Source organism: Pseudomonas sp. RT4P38, assembly GCF_054897765.1.
Genome location: NZ_CM142703.1, coordinates 1,481,432 through 1,500,343 on the forward strand (window position 1 = coordinate 1,481,432; position 18,912 = coordinate 1,500,343).

The 18,912-nt window shown below is 59.1% G+C and carries 12 protein-coding genes and 2 pseudogenes; 7 read left to right on the forward strand and 7 right to left on the reverse strand.

The window, feature by feature from the left end; genetic code table 11:
* Positions 1–176 precede the first annotated feature (176 nt).
* A pseudogene (locus ACYZT7_RS06800) lies at positions 177–320 on the forward strand (IS481 family transposase); the annotation flags it as partial.
* A pseudogene (locus ACYZT7_RS06805) lies at positions 313–1,083 on the forward strand (APC family permease); the annotation flags it as partial. The pseudogenes ACYZT7_RS06800 and ACYZT7_RS06805, both read left to right, overlap by 8 nt.
* On the opposite strand, the gene ACYZT7_RS06810 reads toward ACYZT7_RS06805, so the two are convergent.
* Genes ACYZT7_RS06810 through ACYZT7_RS06830 form a run of 5 tightly spaced genes read right to left on the reverse strand, consistent with a single transcriptional unit; the run spans position 1,076 to position 9,474 of the window.
* On the reverse strand, positions 1,076–2,488 hold the full coding sequence (locus ACYZT7_RS06810; RefSeq protein ID WP_462040433.1) for an ATP-binding protein: 1,413 nt from the start codon (positions 2,486–2,488) through the stop codon (positions 1,076–1,078). The pseudogene ACYZT7_RS06805 and the gene ACYZT7_RS06810 overlap by 8 nt on opposite strands.
* The gene (locus ACYZT7_RS06815; protein WP_462040434.1) at positions 2,485–4,293 is read right to left on the reverse strand and encodes a DAHL domain-containing protein; all 1,809 of its coding nucleotides are present in this window, start codon (positions 4,291–4,293) and stop codon (positions 2,485–2,487) included. The genes ACYZT7_RS06810 and ACYZT7_RS06815 overlap by 4 nt, the downstream gene beginning before the upstream one ends.
* Positions 4,290–5,252 (reverse strand): cytochrome-c peroxidase, encoded by a 963-nt coding sequence (locus ACYZT7_RS06820; protein ID WP_462040435.1) that lies wholly within the window; start codon positions 5,250–5,252, stop codon positions 4,290–4,292. Before ACYZT7_RS06820 ends, ACYZT7_RS06815 begins: the two co-directional genes overlap by 4 nt.
* Positions 5,253–5,296: 44 nt before the next feature.
* Positions 5,297–7,171 (reverse strand): putative bifunctional diguanylate cyclase/phosphodiesterase, encoded by a 1,875-nt coding sequence (locus tag ACYZT7_RS06825; protein ID WP_462040436.1) that lies wholly within the window; start codon positions 7,169–7,171, stop codon positions 5,297–5,299.
* The gene (locus ACYZT7_RS06830; RefSeq protein WP_462040437.1) at positions 7,168–9,474 is read right to left on the reverse strand and encodes an EAL domain-containing protein; all 2,307 of its coding nucleotides are present in this window, start codon (positions 9,472–9,474) and stop codon (positions 7,168–7,170) included. Before ACYZT7_RS06830 ends, ACYZT7_RS06825 begins: the two co-directional genes overlap by 4 nt.
* Before the next feature lie 259 nt (positions 9,475–9,733).
* Between ACYZT7_RS06830 and ACYZT7_RS06835 the strand changes: the two genes are divergently transcribed.
* From ACYZT7_RS06835 to ACYZT7_RS06850, 4 genes are all read left to right on the forward strand, one after another.
* Complete coding sequence (locus tag ACYZT7_RS06835) at positions 9,734–11,086, forward strand: HD domain-containing phosphohydrolase (RefSeq protein ID WP_462040438.1); 1,353 nt, start codon at positions 9,734–9,736, stop codon at positions 11,084–11,086.
* A 113-nt stretch (positions 11,087–11,199) separates the two neighbouring features.
* Positions 11,200–11,631 (forward strand): NUDIX hydrolase, encoded by a 432-nt coding sequence (locus tag ACYZT7_RS06840; RefSeq protein WP_462040439.1) that lies wholly within the window; start codon positions 11,200–11,202, stop codon positions 11,629–11,631.
* Between the two features lie 41 nt (positions 11,632–11,672).
* On the forward strand, positions 11,673–12,311 hold the full coding sequence (locus ACYZT7_RS06845; RefSeq protein ID WP_462040440.1) for a LysE family translocator: 639 nt from the start codon (positions 11,673–11,675) through the stop codon (positions 12,309–12,311).
* 2 nt (positions 12,312–12,313) lie between these two features.
* On the forward strand, positions 12,314–12,811 hold the full coding sequence (locus ACYZT7_RS06850) for a GNAT family N-acetyltransferase (RefSeq protein WP_462041754.1): 498 nt from the start codon (positions 12,314–12,316) through the stop codon (positions 12,809–12,811).
* A 121-nt stretch (positions 12,812–12,932) separates the two neighbouring features.
* On the opposite strand, the gene metR is transcribed toward ACYZT7_RS06850, so the two are convergent.
* The gene (gene metR / locus ACYZT7_RS06855) at positions 12,933–13,850 is read right to left on the reverse strand and encodes a transcriptional regulator MetR (RefSeq protein WP_462040441.1); all 918 of its coding nucleotides are present in this window, start codon (positions 13,848–13,850) and stop codon (positions 12,933–12,935) included.
* A 119-nt stretch (positions 13,851–13,969) separates the two neighbouring features.
* Here metR and metE point away from each other — a divergent pair, with 119 nt between their 5' ends.
* Positions 13,970–16,282: a 5-methyltetrahydropteroyltriglutamate--homocysteine S-methyltransferase gene (gene metE / locus ACYZT7_RS06860; RefSeq protein WP_462040442.1), complete on the forward strand. Its 2,313-nt coding sequence runs from the start codon at positions 13,970–13,972 to the stop codon at positions 16,280–16,282.
* A gap of 127 nt (positions 16,283–16,409) precedes the next feature.
* On the opposite strand, the gene ACYZT7_RS06865 is transcribed toward metE, so the two are convergent.
* The gene (locus ACYZT7_RS06865) at positions 16,410–18,719 is read right to left on the reverse strand and encodes an Ig-like domain-containing protein (RefSeq protein ID WP_462040443.1); all 2,310 of its coding nucleotides are present in this window, start codon (positions 18,717–18,719) and stop codon (positions 16,410–16,412) included.
* Positions 18,720–18,912 lie beyond the last annotated feature (193 nt).

Genomic DNA, 18,912 nt, shown 5'->3' on the forward strand with positions numbered 1-18,912 from the left:
ATTGCGATCTGAAACACCCGGTCTAACTCAGGATTTGAAAAGAACGGAGATCTGCCCCCTTTCCCCCTCTCCCCTATGGGGAGAGGGCTGGGGAGGGTAAAAACCGGCTACATCCTTTACGTTTGAGACCGGGGACATGGTTTACAGGTATCAATCATGGTCAGGAGGTATTGACCATGCCCTGGAATCGAGAGTCCCCGATGGATCAGCGAGTGAAGTTAATCAGTGACTGGATTAGCGGCAGTTACAGCAAGAGCCAATTGAGTCGGCGATATGGCATTAGCCGTCCGCCGGTTGATAAGTGGCTTGATCGATATGCAGATGCCGCTGATCATGAGCGGTGCAGCCATCGCCTGTTATTCATTCCTGGGGTTCGACGCGGTCAGCACCCTGACCGAAGAAACCCGCGACCCGCGCCGCACCATCCCGCCAGCGATCATGCTGATTACCCTGATCGGCGGGTTGATCTTCGTCGGTGTGTCGTACTTCGTGCAGATCGCGCATCCGTCGTTCCAGTACGACAGCGTCGACTCGGCGGCCTATGAAATTGCCCGCAACATCGGTGGTGACCTGTTCGTGTCGATCTTCCTGATCGGTCTGATCGTCGGCCAGTTCGCGTCGGGCCTGTCGGCTCAAGCCAGCAGCTCGCGACTGTTGTTCGCCATGGGCCGTGACGGCGTGCTGCCTAAATCCTTCTTCGGCACTTTGCACGAACGCTTTGGCACGCCGGTCAACAGCATCCTGTTGTGCGCCGTGATCGCTTTGCTGGCGCTGAAACTGGATGTCACCACCTCGACCTCGTTCATCAACTTCGGCGCGTTCCTGGCGTTCAGCCTGGTGAACCTGTCGGTGATCTTTCATTACTGGATCGGCGGTGAGAACAAAGGGCTGGGTGAATTCGTGTTGTTCTTGTTATTCCCGTTTATCGGTCTGGTGGCGGATTTGTGGCTGATGGTCAGCCTCGATCACCTGGCGATCTATCTGGGCTTGAGCTGGTTGGCGATTGGCGTGGTGTACCTGGCGGTGCTGACCGGCGGCTTCCGTCGCCAGCCACCGGAGATGGACTTCCAGGAGGCTACATAGGCGGGAACGGTTTGGATTGGTGAATCGGCAACTGGACCCGAAACGTGGTCCCCACGCCAACTTCACTGCGCACCGTAATATCCCCCCGGTGTTTTTTCACGATGCCATAGGACAGGGACAACCCGAGCCCTGTCCCCTGGCCCACCGGTTTGGTGGTGAAGAACGGGTCGAAGATTTTCTGCAGGCAGTCCGGCGCAATGCCGGAGCCGGTGTCTGCGACTTCGATCCACACCGTTTCTGCGTCAAGTCCGGTGCGCAGGGTGAGGGTGCCGCGTTCCGGGCCGATAGCCTGAGAGGCATTGACGATCAGGTTCATGATTACCTGGTTGATTTGTGACGGCAGGCATTCGATGTCGGGCAGCGCCTGGTACTCCTTCACGACATCGGCCTTGTACTTGAGTTCGTTGGCGACGATGTTCAAGGTCGATTCGATGCCCTGTTGCAGATTGGCCCACTGCCATTCCTGATTGGAGTCCACCCGGGAGAAGTCTTTCAGGTCCTTGACGATCTGCCCGACCCGGTTGATGCCGTCCTTGGATTCCTTGATCAGCAGCGGAATGTCCTCGCGCAGGAATTCCAGCTCGACCCGTTCGCGCAGTTGGTGCAAACGCTCGACGAGCTCGCTGGAGCCGATCGCCTCTTCCGCATCGCGATAGGCGTCGAGCATTTCCTGCAGCTGTTTGAAGTAGCCATCCAGGGTGCCGAGGTTGGAGGAAATGAAGCCGATGGGGTTGTTGATTTCATGGGCGACGCCGGCCGCGAGTTGCCCCAATGAGGCGAGTTTTTCCGATTGCACCAATTGGGTTTCAAGCTGTTTGCGCTCGTCGATTTCCCGCTGCAATTCAACGCTGGCCTCTGTGAACTGCCGGGTTCGCCGTTCGACCATTTGCCCTAAATGGTCCATTTGCACGCTGGCGCGTTCGGTCATGTCCCATTTGGTCAGCAGGGTGTTGGCCATCTGCTGGACTTCAATATTGTCGAACGGCTTTTTCAGGATCAGCAGCCGGTCATGCGCCTGCAAGCGGTTCAGCAATTCATCCCAGGAATAGTCGGAATAGGCGGTGCACACCACCACCTGCAGGCGCGGATCTGCTTGCCACAAATGTTCGATGGTTTGCGCGCCGTCCCAGCCCTCAGGCATGCGCATGTCGACAAAGGCCAGGGCGTAGGGGCGGTTTTCCTGCAAGGCCCACTTGAGTTTGCCCAGCCCCTCCTGCCCGCCGTAGGCCGAATCCAGTTCGAACAGGGCGCTGGCGGACTTCACTTCGCTGCCGAACAGCGTGGCCTCCATCTCGTCCAGTTCGACAGTCTGCTCCGGCATGGGCGTGAGAATTTTGCGGAAGTCCACGTGAATGGACGGCGTGTCGTCGATCAGCAGAATGCGTCGGTTCGAACGCTCGCTCATGCTTCCACCGGTACGGCTTTCAGCGGGATCTGCAACGTGAACAGCGCGCCCTTGCCCGGTCCGTCGCTATGGGCGGTGAGGTGGCCGTTCATTTCGATGGCGGCCAGTGCACAGCTGTGCAGGCCGAAGCCGTGACCTTCCTTGCGGGTGGTAAAACCGTGGGCAAAGATTCGCGTCATGTTTTCCTCGGCGATGCCTTCGCCGTCATCCTTGACGCTGACTTGCAGGGTCGTGTCTTCGATGATTCTGACCCCCAGGGTCATTTGCCGCGGGCGGTTGCTGAGGTCGGACATGGCGTATTTGGCGTTGCTGATCAGGTTGATCAGGATCAGCAGCAACCGGTGTTTGTCGCCCATGACCTGCGGTACATCGCCGTAGTCCTTGACCACCATGACGTGGTGTCGGGTCAGGGCGCCGGAGTTCATGCGCAGGGCGTCCTCCAGCAGTTCGCTGATGTGCAGCGGTTCCATCAGGCTGTTGGCGCCCGCGTAGGACTGCTGGGTGGCGACGATGTCTTTGATGTGGTCCACGCTTTTTGTCAACTGGGCCAATTCGTCGGTCATGCCTTGTTGTTCAAGGGCAATGGCCTCTACCAGTTGATTCAGGTAGCCGGGCAGCAACTTGCCTTTCGCGTCCTCGGTCAGAAAGTCGCCGAGGTCGCCTTGATGTTCGTTGATCAGCTGCATGGCCTTGCCCAGGCCCTGCGCCTTGCTGCCGCGCAGTTTTCGGGTCACCAGGTCGGCCGAGATGTTCACGCTGTTGAGCACGTTGCCGACGTTGTGCAGCACATTGGTGGCGATCTCGGCCATGCCGGCCTGGCGCGCGGTGTCGAGCAGTTCACTCTGGGTATCCCTGAGCTCGCGGGTGCGCTCTTCAACTCGCAGTTCCAGGTCTTCATTGGCGGTTTGCAGGGCTTTGTTGACGCGATTGATCACGGTGAAACTGCGCATCAGGTGAATCGCCAGGTACACCAGCAGCAACACCAGCAGCACCGAAAACAACAGCATGTAGAAGTGATAGCGCTGGTCGACCGCATCGGTCCGCTGCTGATCGGTGTTGAGCAGGTTGGTAATATCGTCCAGGCGTTCGGCCACGGGAACGGCTTCGATGTTTTCCAGCAACCGGTTGACCACGGGTTGTTCGCGCAGGATCAGCGCGATGTGGTTGCTCAAAATATCGATCGGGCTGTGGAACGGCACCGGCAGTCGCAGTTTGTTCACCCCCAGTTTGTTCAGCCCGAGCAGAATGTCAGCGGCCTTGTCATCAGAGGTGACCTGAGCGAACTCCAGGCTGCTGAGCAGCAAGTCATACGTGTCGGTGGCAATGTTATGAAGTTGCAGTTGGTCCCCATCCACCCGGGCCAGCTGTTCCTGAATGTCGTCCTCGGCGGTGGGGAGGAACGCCAGCGAGTTGCGCAGCACGGCGTTGTGAGACTTGAACTGCTCCACCAACCGGGTCTTTTCCTGAATGGCGGTCAGGTAGGCATCGTGGCTGGCGCGCCAGATGGGTGGCTCGTTGCGGCCGTGGTTCGACTCCATCGTGTCGAACCGCTCCCACAGGTTCGTCATCTCGGTCAGCGGTGCGACCAACGGATCGTAGTTGTGACTGATGGCGACCCTGGCCTTGAGGATTTCGGTTTCCCATTGCGCGTTCAGTTGTTTGATCCGTCCGATCAAGTCCCGGGATTCGGCGTAGGTCGTCGTCTGGTTCGAATTGGATTTGAGGTACAGGAACAGCAGCACTGAAGCCAGCATCACGGCCACGACGCTGAGCAACGCCAGGTTGCGGCGATTGGTTGTTTTCATAAGGGCTTGCCTCCCCATTCACCGGTCAGGGTCTTGAGGAATTTGATGATTTGGGTCTTGTCCTCGGCGGAAGGAATACGACCGAGCTGGAACTTGAACATCACGTCCACCGCCTCTTCGAGGGTCTTGGCCGAACCATCGTGAAAGTACGGCGCGGTCACGGCGACGTTGCGCAGGCTCGGGACCTTGAACACATTGCGGTCCTCTTCGTCCTGGGTGACCAGATAGCGGCCCATGTCGGCTTCGGTGGGGTTGCCCCGACTCTTGAAGTAGTCGCCCATGACCCCGAACTTCTGGAACATGTTGCCGCCGATGTTCACCCCTTGATGGCAAGCGATGCAGCCGTAATCCTTGAAGCGTTGATAACCGTATTTTTCCTCCCGGGTGAGAATGTCGGTATCACCCAGCAGGTATTGGTCGAAGCGCGAGTTGGCGCTGATCAGCGTGCGTTCGTAGGTGGCCAGGGCGTTTTGCACATTGTTCATGGTCACGCCGTCGGGGTAGGCCTGACTGAACGAGGTCTTATAAGTGGGGTCAACGGACAGCACCTCCACTACATGCTCCCAGTTACTGCCCATTTCACTGGGGCTCTGCACCACTCCGTGGATCTGGGTTTCCAGGGTGTCGGCGCGGCCGTTCCAGAATTGCCGGAAGTTCAGGCTGGCGTTGAACACACTGGGGGTGTTGATCGTCACCGGCAGGCCGGCGAAACCGATGGAAAACGCCTTGTTGTCGGCCCCGCCGTGTTCCAGTCGATGGCAACTGGCGCAGGACAGACTGCCGTTGACCGACAAGCGTTTCTCATTGAACAACTGGCGGCCGAGATCAACCCGCAGCGGATTCTGCTGTGGCACCGCCGGCAGTGGTTTGAGTGGTTCATTCAGCGGCGCGGCGCCGGCGCTCAGGCATAACCCGAACAGTGGCACCAGCAGCAGACGGCGAAAGGAGGAAGGCGACATCTGATGATTCCTTGGCTTGGGGCCTGTGTGTCGTTGCGCATCGTTCACGTGGCTGCGGATGAAGAGGGCTGCACCGACCCCAGATACCGGACGAAGGCGTCCGGCTCCACGGCCTTGCTGAAGTAGTAACCCTGGCCTTCCTCGCATTGATGGGCCTTGAGGAAATCCAGTTGTTCGAGGGTTTCCACCCCTTCGGCAATGATGGTCAGCTTGAGGCTCCGGCCCAGGCTGATGATGGCGCTGACGAGGGCAGCGTCGTTGCTGTCGCTGCTTAAACCGCGAATGAATGACTGGTCGATTTTCAGCACATCGATGGGAAAACGCTGCAAGTAACTCAGGCTGGAATAACCTGTACCGAAGTCATCGATGGCCAGTCGCACGCCCATGGCCTTGAGCCGGGTCAGCGCGGTCACCGTGGTTTCGACGTTCTGCATCAACACGCCTTCGGTGATTTCCAGCTCCAGCAAGGTCGGTTCCATACCTGTTTGCTTGAGTGTCTGTTCGATGCCGTCGACAAAGTCCCGCTGACGGAAGTCAATCGCCGATATATTTACCGACATACAGATTTGCGGCAGCCCAGCGGCTTGCCAGGCGCAGGTTTGTCGGCACGCCTCGGCCAGCACCCATTTGCTCAACGGCACGATCAAACCGCTGTCTTCGGCCACACCGATAAATTTGGACGGGTAGACCAGCCCGTGCCCCGGTTTTTGCCAGCGGATCAGCGCCTCGGCACCGACCACCTGGCCGCTGCCCAGGTCCAGCTTGGGCTGGTAATGCAGGACAAATTCGTTGCGCTCCAGCGCCAGGCGAATGCCAGACTCGATGCTTTGCTGATCCCGGGCGCGCTGGTTCATGTCGTCGATAAAAAAACTGTAATCGTTCGGGCCGCTTTCCTTGACGTTGCGCATCGCGGTTTCGGCTTTCTTGATCAGCGAGATGGCATCGAGGCCGTCCTCGGGGTAGATGCTGATCCCCAGGCTGGCGGTCACGCTCAGGTCGTGGCCGGCAATGTGCTGGGGCGCGCGGATGGCGTTCAAGAGTTTTTCGGCGATGCCCTTGGTCTGCTGGGGGTGGCGGACATCGGCGAGGATCACCACGAATTCGTCAGAGCCGTAGCGAAATACCGAATCGGACTCGCGAATAGTCGCCACCAGATTGCGGCCGACCTGTTTGAGCATCTCGTCACCGGCCGGATGGCCCAGGGCGTTGTTGATGCGCTTGAAGCGATCGAGGCCCAGAAACATCACGGCCAGTTGCTTGTCATGACGCCGGGACAGGGCCAGAGACTGGTTCAGCCGGTCACCGAGCAACGTGCTGTTGGGCAGCTCGGTCAGTACGTCGTACTGCAACAAGTGCGAAACCTTGAGCAATTCGTGGACCCGCGCCTCAATGGTTTGCTCCAGGCTCAGGACCTTCATCGCTGCGTCCTGCGCCATCTGCCATTTCCAGGTCAGGGCACTGGCCATCTGGCGGATTTCCAGGCTGTCGAAGGGTTTTTTCAGCACCAGCAACTGGTCACCGAACTCCAGCCGTTCGGCCATGTCTTCCCAGGTGTAATCGGAATAGGCCGTGCACAATGCGATTTGCAGGTGAGGATCGGCCTTCCACAGTTGTTCGATGGTTTCCAGGCCGTCCCAGCCCGGTGGCATGCGCATGTCGGTGAACGCCATGGCATAGGGGCGACCTTCGGCCAGTGCGCGCGTGACCAGTTCGAGGGCTTCCTGGCCCTGGTAGGCCGAGTCGAGCTGGAACGTCAGCCGATCAAGCTGCACGGTGCCGAACAGGGCTTCTTCAGCACCAGCCAGGGTCTGTTTGCCTTCGGTCTCTGGGCCAAGAATCTTGCGAAAATCCTCATGAATCGAGGGCGTGTCGTCGATGATCAGGATGCGTCGGTTGGTCCGCACGAAAGGCGTTTTCATCCTTTATCCTCCGAAGAGCGTGGCGGGTTGTCCAGAATCTGCCCGATGTCGTGGTTCGGGGGCACGATGCTGCCGGCCTTCAGCAGCTCGGCGGCCTGCTGGCTGCTGACCGCTTTGCTGAAGAAGTAACCCTGAGCGTTCATCGGTGAACCGGTGGCCATCAGCGAGCTTCGTTGCTCCTGGGTTTCGACGCCCTCGGCAATGATGCCGATCCCGACTTCACGGGCAAAGTTGATGATGGCGCGCAGGGTGTTCGCGCTGGCCGGATCGCGGGCGGCGGTGTCGATGAAGGCCTGAGCGAGTTTCAGGTGATTGACCTGGTAGGTCTTGAGGTAGTCGAACGAGGAATACTCGGTGCCGAAGTCGTCGATGGCAATCTTCACCCCCAGCTCACGCAGGCGAGGCAGCACATCGTTGTGGGTCCATTTGGTCTGGGCCAGCGTCGCTTCAGTGACGTCGAAGCGCAGGTCCCAGGGGCAGAGTTCCCAGCGTGCGGTGGTGCGCAGCACGTCATAGATCAGTTCGGGACCACTCTTGAGTTGGGCCAGGGACAGCTTGATCGCAATCACCGGCGGCGCCATGCCTTCATCGCGCCATTGACGCATTTGCTGGCAGGCGCGATCCAGCACCCAGTGACCGAGCGCGACGATGGTGCCGGTTTTTTCCGCGGCGGGCAGGAACGCCGGGGCTTCCAGTAAACCGCGCTCAGGGTGGTTCCAGCTGACCTGAGCTTCCATGCCGAGGATTTTTCCGCTGCTCAGGTCGACTTCCGGCCAGTAATGCAGTTCGAGTTCGTCGTGCTCGATGGCCGCTCTCAAGTCGCTGGCGATGGTCATGCGTTCGACCACCTCCTGATTGATCTCCTCGGAGTGGAAGTGGTACTGGTTGCGACCCTTTTCCTTGGAGCGATACAGCGCCATGTCGGCCTGGGTCAGCAGGCCGTCGGCGCTGGTGCTGGCCGGGTTGTAACTGCTGATGCCGATACTGACCGAGACCCGTACATCATTGCCGGCGAGGGAGTAGGGCAATACCAGCGTATCGCGGACCTTGGCGGCCAGGGCCGCGGATTCGGTCGGGTCGCCGACGTCCTGCTGCAAGATCGCGAACTCGTCACCGCCGAGGCGGGCGACCACATCGTTTTCGCGCACACAGGCCCTGATCCGGCGGGCAACCTCTTGCAGCAACAGGTCGCCCACCGGGTGGCCGAGGGTATCGTTGATGCGTTTGAAGTGATCCAGGTCCAGGTAAAACATGGCGAACGGTGCCGCCCCCCGACGGGCAGCGGCGAATGCCTGGTGCAAACGCTCGATCAGCGTCGCACGGTTGGCCAGCCCGGTCAGGCCGTCGGTACGGGCCAACAGGGCGATTTTTTCCTCGGCCAGTTTACGTTCAGTGATGTCGATGATGATGCCTTCGACTTCCAGCAAACGGCCTTCATCGTCGCGCACCGGGATGTAGCGGTTTTCGACCCAGCGCCAGTCACCGTTGCCGGTGCGCATCCGAAACTCGATGGAAGCGCCCGCCGCATGACGGTCCAGCACCCGGGCCATGGCGGTGTCGACCTTCGTTTGATCATCGGGATGGATCAATTCCTGGGCCCAGTTGGCCGAGACCACGAGGTTCGCGGCGACGTGACCGTACTTGGTGATGTTGTGCGAGATGTACATCAGCGGAAACGACGGCTCGCCCCGCAGCCGATACAGAATGGTCGGGCTGTTCTGCACAATGATGTTGGCATCGGACAGCTCCCGTGTGCGCTCCTCGACCGCCTGTTCCAGCAGCGACATTTTCAGCGCCGCGTCTTCGGTCATTTGCCACTTGGCGGTCAATGCACTGGCCATCTGGCGGATTTCGATGGCATCGAAGGGCTTTTTGAGAATTAGCAGACGATCGCCCAGTTCCAGGCGTTCGTCGATGTCTTCCCAGGAATAGTCGGAATAAGCGGTGCAGAGCGCCACTTGCAGCTTGGGGTCGACCTGCCACAGCCGTTCGATGGTTTCCAGCCCGTCCCAGCCCGGCGGCATACGCATGTCGATGAAGGCCATTGCGTAAGGCATGTCGTTGGCCAGCGCCGTCTCGACCTTGTCCAGGGCTTCGAGGCCCTGAAACGCCGAGTCGAGTGTGAAGCTCTGCAGCGATAGCGCCGCAGGGGTGCCGAACAGGGCGTTTTCGGCGCTGATCAGGCTGTCGTCCTCAATCGAGGGTGGACTTAGGATCTTGGTGAAGTCCGCATGAATCGAAGCGGTGTCGTCGACGATAAGAATCCGTCGATTGGTCCGTGCCAGCAGCGTATTTATCGTCATACGCTGGTACCGGCAGCAGTGTGGTGCGGTTTATTCATAGGGGGCATCCTTTCCCTGATCACCTGGCCGAACGTACAGATTATGGATCCGAGTTACCTGAGCATAGTCCGCTGTCCAGCACTTCGCGCAACTCAATGAGCTGATTCATTTCCGTTGGAGGGCTGAAAATCATCTAGCCTGTAGGTCAGGCTCCGGCAATAGGGGATGTTTGCCTCGGGGCCTGCCACAACGATGTGCCCGTTTCACTTGAGGTGACGCCATGGAAGAGCAACTCCCCACGACTTTGTACGATAAACCCAAGGTGCTGCTGGTTGATGACGAGGAATCTATCCTCAATAGCCTGCGTCGCCTGTTACGCGGCCAGCCCTACGAGCTGCTGCTGGCCACCAGCGGTGCCCAGGCGCTGGAGATCATGGAACAACAGTCCATCGACCTGGTGATGACCGACGCACGCATGCCCAACATGGACGGCGCCACGCTGCTGGCTCATATCCATCGGCTGTACCCGACGACGACCCGGATTCTGCTCACCGGCTACGCGGACATGCCCACGATCATCAAAGCCATCAACGAAGGGAAGATTCACCGCTACATCAGCAAACCCTGGAATGACGAGGAAATGCTCCTGACCTTGCGCCAGTCCCTGGCGCATCAACATTCCGAGCGCGAACGCCAGCGCCTGGAGCAGTTGACCCGGCAGCAGAACGCCCAGTTGAAGTCGCTCAACATCACCCTGGAAAAACACGTCGCCGCCCGTACCGCCGAACTCCAGCAGACTGCCGACATGCTCGACCTGGCCTACGAAGAGCTCAAGCACAGCTATGTCACCGGCACCGAGGTGTTCTCGCTGCTGGCCAACTTGCGCCTGCCCCCGGCCAAACAGACCAACCGCCAGATCATCGAACTGGTGCGGGTGTATTGCAGACTCCACGAACTGGACGAGGGCACGAGCCGCGACCTGGCCATGGCCGCGGCGCTCTACAACATCGGCAAGCTGAGCTGGACCGACAGCATGATCACCGCGCCCGCGGACCTGCTGCACCACAATGATCGGGAGCGTTATCGCGGTTATCCCAAGCAGAGCGAATCGCTGTTGATGACCCTCGACCCGATGAAGGACGCCGCCCGTCTGATTCTTCATCATCAGGAGCGCTGGGATGGCAGCGGTTTCCCCGACCGCCTCAAGGGCGAGGCGATTCCGTTCGGTTCGCGCCTGCTGAAACTGGCGGTGGATTTCATCGAGTTGCAGCGCGGGCTGATCCTCGAGCGGCAAATGAACAGCGATGAAGCGCTGGTCTACATCCGCAGCTATGCCGGGCGGCTCTACGATCCCGAACTGGTGGAAGATTTCATCCAGGTCTGCGCCACGTACCTGAGCGATGTCTCGTTGGCCGATCCGTCGGTCAAGGTGCTGACCACACGGGAAGTGACGGCAGGCATGATCCTGGCGCGCAACCTCAATGCCGACAACGGCATGCTGCTGCTCAATGCCGGCAAGGTGTTGAATGGGCCGCTGGTGGAGAAGTTGATCGCCTTCGAAGCCATGGAAGGCGCGAAATACAGCATTTTTGTAAAGGTGCCGGAAGACGTTGCGGTTCTCGAGGCGGGTTAGTTTTTCCAGACTCTACACAACCCCCTGTGGATGTCTGCAGAGTTTTTTCGGCGTGACGAGGCGCCGAGACTCATGTGATCCTTGCGCCTTTTCCCCAAGGCCAATCCTGATCCATGATCCTTTCATCCGCTGCCTCGCCCCGTCTCATCCGCATCGCCGCCGCCCTGTTGATTGGCCCGGACGGTCGCACGCTGTTGGTCCGCAAGCGCGACACCGAGGCGTTCATGCAGCCGGGGGGCAAGATCGAAGCCCATGAGCAACCGGTCCACGCCCTGGCGCGTGAACTGGAAGAAGAACTGGGCCTGGTCATCGATCCGGTGCACGCCACCTATCTCGGGCAATTCTCGGCACCGGCCGCCAACGAGCCGGGTTTTGTCGTCCAGGCCGAACTCTTTCAGCTGACCATCGATTCAGACGTAGCGCCTGCGGCGGAGATTGAAGAGGTGCGCTGGATCGACCCGACCACCGACGGCAATGTCACGCTGGCGCCATTGACACGGGACCTGATCCTGCCGTTTTATCGAACCTCGTTAACGATTGCCTGATCATTTCCCGAACGCTGATTTCATAAGAGCAAGGACTGCCCATGATACCGCTTCAAGACTTGCTGATTTTCGCCGCTGCCGCATTGCTGATGGTGCTGACGCCGGGGCCGAACATGATTTACCTGATCTCCCGTTCGATCTGCCAGGGGCGCAAGGCCGGTGTGACCTCGTTGCTCGGTGTGGTCGCGGGTTTTTTCGTGCACCTGTTCGCGGCCGCTGCCGGTTTGACTGCCGTGTTTCTGGCGGTGCCGATGGCCTACGAAGTGCTGAAGTGGGCTGGCGCGCTGTACCTGGTGTGGTTGGCCTGGCAGGCCGTCAAACCGGGTGCGCGTTCACCCTTCGAGGCGCAGCAATTGCCGCCGGACTCGTCCCGCAAACTGATCACCATGGGCTTTCTGACCAGCGCCCTGAACCCGAAGATCGCCGTGTTTTATTTGTCGGTGTTTCCGCAGTTCATCACCCCTGAGCACGGTGCGGTGTTCACCCAGAGCATCATTTTGGGCCTGACCCAGATCAGCGTCAGTTTCAGCGTCAATCTGCTGATCGCGCTGTTCGCCGCGGGCATCGCCTCCTGGTTTGTAAACAACCCGACCTGGCTGTCGGTGCAGCGCTATTTCATGGGGTTCGTACTGTCGGCGCTGGCGGTGCGACTGATGCTTGAACAACGACGGACGGCTTGAACATGTGGATTGAGCGGCTTGATGCCAGTCATGCCCTGGATTATCGGGCGCTGATGCTCGAAGCCTACGACCTGCACCCCCAGGCGTTTACCTCCAGCGTGCGCGAACGCGCGGTGATGCCGCTGAGTTGGTGGGAATCACGCCTGACCAGCAAGCTGGACGTGGTGTTCGGCGCGTTCGAAGTCGGTGAGTTGGCGGGCATCGTCGGCCTGGCCTTCGAATCTCGGGAAAAGGCCCGGCACAAGGCGACATTGTTTGGCATGTACGTGTCCGGCAAGGTCCGGCAACGCGGGTTCGGTTATCACCTGGTGCAGGCCGCCCTGGCTGAAGCGCAGATCCGTCAGGGCCTGCGGTTGATCCAGCTGACCGTCACCGCTGGCAATGAAGCCGCGTTCAACCTGTACCAGCGTTGCGGCTTCATTCAGTTTGGTCTTGAGCCGCTGGCGGTGCGGGTGGGCGAAGACTACTTCGACAAAATCCACATGTGGCGCGAACTCTAAGGACCACGAAGATCCCTGTGGGAGCGAGCTTGCTCGCGATAGCGGTGTGTCAGTCCATACAAATGTTGAATGTCAGACCGCCATCGCGAGCAAGCTCGCTCCCACAGGGGTATGTGGTGTGCTAGCGAACAGCGCTGACGCCGTCGAGTGTCGAGAACGACGTGTCCTTGGCCGTCAGCAAAAAATCGCGCATATACGGCGCATCCAGCATGTCGGCCCGAATCCCCGCATACAGCGTCGCAAACAAACCCTTCTCACCCAGCCGCTTGGCTTTCACATAACCCCGTGAGCTGTATTCATGCAGCGCCCAATGGGGCATGCCGCACACGCCGCGGCCGCTGGCCACCAATTGCATCATCATCACCGTCAGTTCCGACGTGCGGACCTGCGCCGGTTCGATATCGGCCGGTTCGAGGAAGCGGGTGAAGATGTCCAGCCGATCACGTTCCACTGGATAGGTGATCAGCGTTTCGCTGAGCAAGTCTTCCGGAACGATGTAGGCCTTGCTCGCCAAACGGTGCTGGTTGGCCACCGCGAGCATCGCTTCGTAGGTGAACAACGGCACGTAAGTGATCCCGGCCAGTTCCAGCGGGTCGGAGGTCACCACCAAATCCAGGTCGCCACGGGCCAGCGCAGGCAGCGGGGCGAAGGAGAACCCCGAGGCCAGGTCCAGTTCGACTTCCGGCCAGGCATCGCGGAACTGGTCGATGGTCGGCATCAGCCATTGGAAGCAGCTGTGGCACTCGATCGCCATGTGCAAACGCCCGGCGGTGCCACCGGCCAGCCGCGCGATATCGCGCTCGGCACCCCGCAGCAACGGCAAAGTGGCGTCGGCCAGTTGCAGCAGGCGCAAACCGGCGCTGGTGAAGCGCACCGGTTTGGTCTTGCGCACGAACAGCGGCATCCCCAGCCGCTCCTCAAGCTCCTTGAATTGATGGGACAGGGCCGACTGCGTCAGGTGCAAGCGGTCAGCCGCATCCACCAGGCTATCGGCTTCGCGCAAGGCGTGCAGGGTCTTCAGGTGACGGATTTCAAGCACCGGGGGCTCCATGAGGAAAACTTGTGATCAACACGAAAAGGTTGAGTTTGTCTCATGTTGGGTTGGCTGTCGACAATAGGGCCATGTTTTACGACATCTTTTATAGGGAGAAACTCACCATGGCTCTGGCCCACACACTTGGTTTTCCGCGCATCGGCGCTGACCGCGAACTGAAAAAAGCCCTCGAATCCTACTGGAAGGGCGATCTGGATCAGGACGCGCTGAAAAGCGTCGGCCGCCAACTGCGCGCCACCCATTGGCAATTGCAGAAAGACGCCGGCATCGACCTGCTGCCCGTGGGCGACTTCGCCTGGTACGACCAGGTCCTGACCCATTCCTTGACCTTCGGTGTGATCCCCGAGCGTTTCGACAGCGCCAAGAACTCACGCGGCCTGCCAACCCTCGACACCCTGTTCGCCATGGCCCGTGGCGCCACGACTGCCTGCTGCGGCGGCGAACACAGCAAAGCGCAATACGCCCAGGAACTGACCAAGTGGTTCGACACCAACTACCACTACCTGGTCCCGGAATTCAGCGCTGATCAACGGTTCAAACTGAGCTGGGAACAGCTGTTCGATGAAGTCGACGAAGCCAAAGCCCTGGGTCACAACGTCAAACCGGTGATCATCGGCCCGCTGACTTACCTGTGGCTGGGCAAGGCGAAGGGAAACGACTTCGACAAGCTCGATCTACTGGAACGCCTGCTGCCGATCTATGGCGAAATCCTCGGTCGCCTCGCCGCCCAAGGCGTGGAGTGGGTGCAGATCGATGAACCGATCCTGACCCTTGACCTGCCACAGACCTGGAAAAACGCCTTCGAACGCGCTTACCACATCCTTCAATACTCGCCGCTGAAAAAACTCGTGGCGACCTACTTCAGCGGTCTGGAAGACAACCTCGGCCTGGCGGTCAGCCTGCCGGTGCAAGGCTTGCACATCGATGCGGTGCGGGCGCCGGATCAGCTCGGCCAGGTGCTGGACCGTCTGCCGACTTACAAGATTCTGTCGGTGGGCCTGGTCAACGGCCGCAACGTCTGGCGCTGCGAGCTGGAGCAAGTCCTCGCTCAGCTGCAACCGGCCCAGGAACGTTTTGGTGACAACCTGTGGGTCAGCAGTTCCTGCTCGCTGCTGCACAGCCCGGTGGACCTGGATCGCGAAGACAAACTCGACCCGGAGCTGAAAAGCTGGCTGGCGTTTGCCGTGCAGAAGTGCGGTGAAATCGCCGTGCTGCGCGATGCGCTCAACGACCCGCAATCGCCCAAGGTGCGAGCCGCCCTGGCCGAGAGCCGTGCGATTCAGGCTAGCCGCGCCGAGTCACCGCGTATCCATAAAGCCGAAGTGCAGGCGCGCATCAACGCCATCGGTGCGGCGGACAGCCAACGCCATTCGCCGTTTGCCAAACGCATTGAGCAACAACGTGCGCGATTGAAACTGCCGGCATTCCCGACTACCACCATCGGCTCGTTCCCGCAGACCGGTTCGATTCGTCTGGCGCGGCAAGCGTTCAAGCAAGGCAAGCTGTCGGCCAACGATTACACCGACGCCATGCACAGCGAAATCCGCCATGCCGTGCAAGTCCAGGAGCGCCTGGGACTGGACGTGTTGGTGCACGGTGAAGCCGAGCGCAACGACATGGTCGAGTACTTCGCCGAGCAACTGGACGGCTACCTGTTCACCCGTTTCGGTTGGGTGCAGAGCTACGGTTCGCGCTGCGTGAAACCGGCGATCATCTACGGCGACCTGAGCCGCCCGAACGCCATGACCGTCGACTGGATCACTTATGCGCAGAGCCTGACCGACAAGGTCATGAAGGGCATGCTCACCGGTCCCGTGACCATGCTGATGTGGTCGTTCCCCCGCGAAGACGTCTCGCGCAAAATCCAGGCGCAGCAGTTGGCGCTGGCCTTGCGTGACGAGGTGGTCGACTTGGAAAACGCCGGCATCAAGATCGTGCAGATCGACGAAGCTGCATTCCGCGAAGGCTTGCCTCTGCGCCGTGCGCAATGGCAGGAATACCTGGACTGGGCGGTGGAAGCGTTCCGCTTGAGCGCATCGGGTGTGCGGGACGAAACCCAGATCCACACCCACATGTGCTACAGCGAATTCAACGACGTTATCCAGTCCATCGCGGCGATGGACGCCGACGTGATCACCATCGAAACCTCGCGTTCGGACATGGAATTGCTGAAGGCTTTCGAAGCGTTCGACTACCCGAACGACATCGGCCCGGGGGTCTACGACATCCACTCGCCACGGGTGCCGGACACGGCCGAGATGGTCAAGTTGATGAGCAAAGCGGTGATGCGTATTCCGGCGGAGCGGTTGTGGGTTAATCCGGATTGCGGGTTGAAGACCCGGGCGTGGCCTGAGACTGAGGCGGCGTTGGTGAACATGGTGGCGGCGGCTTGGCAGTTGCGAAGCCAGTTGGCGTAAATAGCCAGAGTTCAAAAATCGATCGGATGATGGACTGACGGCGGGAGCTTGGTCGTATGTCTTCACGACCAAGCCCCCGAGACGATAATGCGGTCTTCAACATTAATGAATCAGTCGCGTCTCTTTGTTATGCGTACTCAATAGTTGGATAAAAAATCTGGCCGCCGTTGAGCTCAAAGGCTTTTCCGTCAGCGAGGGTGAAAGCCCACGCTACATTTCCAACATAGTCATTGTTGGTGGAAGTCCAGTATCTGCTATTTGGCCAGCCCAGATAGGTTGCAACATTTCCGCTCAGCGAATAGATACCCCAGAATCGCTGGAATTGTGCAACCGTCAGGCAGCTTTGACGCCATGACCCGTCGGTCCAGTTGACGTGGCTTTGCCTAAGTCTCGCGTATCTGATCCCCGTAACGGTCAGTTGATAGGAGGCGCTTTGACTCCCGTCGGATACGGTAATCGTGGTCGTTCCATTACCCAACGCACCGACCCTTCCGTCTGCGCTGATTACCCTGGCAACATTCTGATTGGAAGACTCGTAGGTGTAACGTCCACTACCGCCCGAGGCTTGCTGCAAACAGGTAGCTTCGTCAGGAATGACAGAGGGTGGGCGTCCTGCAACCTGGAAATAGTCGGTGAGGTTGATCGAGAGGTTGCCACCGATTTGCAGCTTGGCCCAGACGGTAAACGTCCAGGGCTGTGACGTCGGTTTACCCCCCGATTGCGCCTCAACAGTCATCTGGTAGGACTGGGAAGCGAGCACTGGAAATGTGTAGCTCCAATGCTCGTGGGCGCTTGCCTGGATCGTGTCGATGGGCGTCGCACCATTGAAAATCACGAGAGTTTCATTTGGGCTCGCAGTACCCGTCATCGTCACACGGGTGGCGTTGGTGCCGCCGCCATTGGTGATAAGAGCGTTTGTGTCGGCATCTTTCACCGCGTCAATCACCGGAGCCAACGTTACTGCCTTTCCGATCGTGAGCTGCAGCGATCCGGATTGCACCAGAGACTTGCCGGGGTTTTCAATTTTGTAGAGAGCGGTCAAAGGACTGTCCGCAAACCTTTCGATGTATTCGCTTCCCACCGTAAAGATTATTTCCTGACTCACATCGTTGATGATCTGCCCGAAAATATAGAGATGGATGACCCCGTCCGACCCGGTGACTTGCCAGCACAGTTGCACCGTCGCTCCCGCCGCCAGCGGCCAGTATTTGGGTATCTGAACGTGGGCCAGTTCAGTGTCGGCCGGCAATTCATCTCCGGTCTGTTCAGTCACTGTAGGTGGTGGTGCGGGCAGCGCGAGGCCGCTGATGGTCACGCTGTAGGATTCGGAGTGAAGGGTGGTCCCGGCCCTTTGCCGGGTATAGCTGAGAATCATGGAACCGCGGATGCCGTTTTGAATGAATTCATTCTCCAGATTGATTCGCAGTGACCGGGTGCTGTTCTCCACCTCCAGTGGGAGGACGCGCTCGACCCGGTCACCGACTGCGGTTGACAGGGCAATCGTGAGCAATACTTCGTCACCGGCAATGAACTGTTCGTTCAGCAATACCGTTGCCGTCTCACCGTTCAATGCGTCGTGTTTGAGGTTGTCAGGGTTGCCTGGCTCCGCTTCATCAATCACGGGAAGAGTCAGCAATTTTTCCGTTGGTTTCAGCGTGAGGAAAACCGTTAACGACCAGCCACTGCCGTTATCCACGATGTCCCAGATTTCGTAGGTGAGTACCACCTTATCGGTGTTGGGCAGCGTGGCGAGAAACTCCGGTGTCAACTCAAACCACAGATCACCCAGCTCGGTGACTGTCATAGTCAATTCCCGCGGCCCTACCGCCAGATAAACCACATCGCCGATTGCCTGGTGCTTGTATTGGGGCACGGTGACGGACATGCCTTTTTCCATCACCTGTTTATCGATGACGGTTTTCGAAGGATCTGGCGGTAACAGCCCCTGGTTATTCGGCAGGTCGGGTGGGGTGTCCAATTCACCGGGGCCGAAAGGTTTGTAGAGCAGGGGCAGGGGCGGAGAGTTTTTCTCGTTTTCGCTAGGACGTTTAACGCTGAAATAAAACGACCGCGCATCAGGCATGGGCACCGGCGAGGCATACAGCTGCTCGAGGAGGACGGCCGGAATATAGAAAGGCACCAGTTGGTCGACGTACTTTCCTACGAGAAAGAACTCCCCGACAGGCGTCGGGCGTGGACCGAGATACAGCCGGACTTCGTCGGTGCTGTCCATATTGGAATACGGGAAGATATAGCCCAGCAAACCGCGTCGGTCGCTGTTCACCATGTTGCGGTTCACGCCTGAGACGTTGTTGGCTAAAGATTTGTACCCTGGAATGAATGGCGGGACGTCCGCCAGCACGCGCAGGGGATCTGCATCGGTGGAGAACACCAGCATCTGCGTCGCGGCGTTGCTATTTCCAGAAAGACTATTCATGCCAAGGGCTCCATTCATCGACAGTCATCGCCGAACTCCCAGGCCAGGAGCTCGACGCCTATGCCTGATTGAATGCTCGTGAGCGGCGTTTTGCCTACTGTCAGAACTAACAGGTAAACGTCTATTTCCGACGAGTGGTGTAGCAAATTTTATGCATGTGCTCGGCAATGACCGTTCAGCACTCTTCATCAAA

Excerpts from the sequence above, each read along its gene's own strand:
- ACYZT7_RS06820 (WP_462040435.1), bottom strand. The coding sequence starts at position 5,252 with ATGTCGCCTTCCTCCTTTCGCCGTCTGCTGCTGGTGCCACTGTTCGGG.
- ACYZT7_RS06825 (WP_462040436.1), bottom strand. The coding sequence starts at position 7,171 with ATGAAAACGCCTTTCGTGCGGACCAACCGACGCATCCTGATCATCGAC.
- metE (WP_462040442.1), top strand. The coding sequence starts at position 13,970 with ATGGCTCTGGCCCACACACTTGGTTTTCCGCGCATCGGCGCTGACCGC.
- ACYZT7_RS06850 (WP_462041754.1), top strand. The coding sequence starts at position 12,314 with ATGTGGATTGAGCGGCTTGATGCCAGTCATGCCCTGGATTATCGGGCG.
- ACYZT7_RS06835 (WP_462040438.1), top strand. The coding sequence starts at position 9,734 with ATGGAAGAGCAACTCCCCACGACTTTGTACGATAAACCCAAGGTGCTG.
- ACYZT7_RS06830 (WP_462040437.1), bottom strand. The coding sequence starts at position 9,474 with ATGACGATAAATACGCTGCTGGCACGGACCAATCGACGGATTCTTATC.
- ACYZT7_RS06815 (WP_462040434.1), bottom strand. The coding sequence starts at position 4,293 with ATGAAAACAACCAATCGCCGCAACCTGGCGTTGCTCAGCGTCGTGGCC.
- ACYZT7_RS06845 (WP_462040440.1), top strand. The coding sequence starts at position 11,673 with ATGATACCGCTTCAAGACTTGCTGATTTTCGCCGCTGCCGCATTGCTG.
- ACYZT7_RS06810 (WP_462040433.1), bottom strand. The coding sequence starts at position 2,488 with ATGAGCGAGCGTTCGAACCGACGCATTCTGCTGATCGACGACACGCCG.
- ACYZT7_RS06865 (WP_462040443.1), bottom strand. The coding sequence starts at position 18,719 with ATGAATAGTCTTTCTGGAAATAGCAACGCCGCGACGCAGATGCTGGTG.
- ACYZT7_RS06840 (WP_462040439.1), top strand. The coding sequence starts at position 11,200 with ATGATCCTTTCATCCGCTGCCTCGCCCCGTCTCATCCGCATCGCCGCC.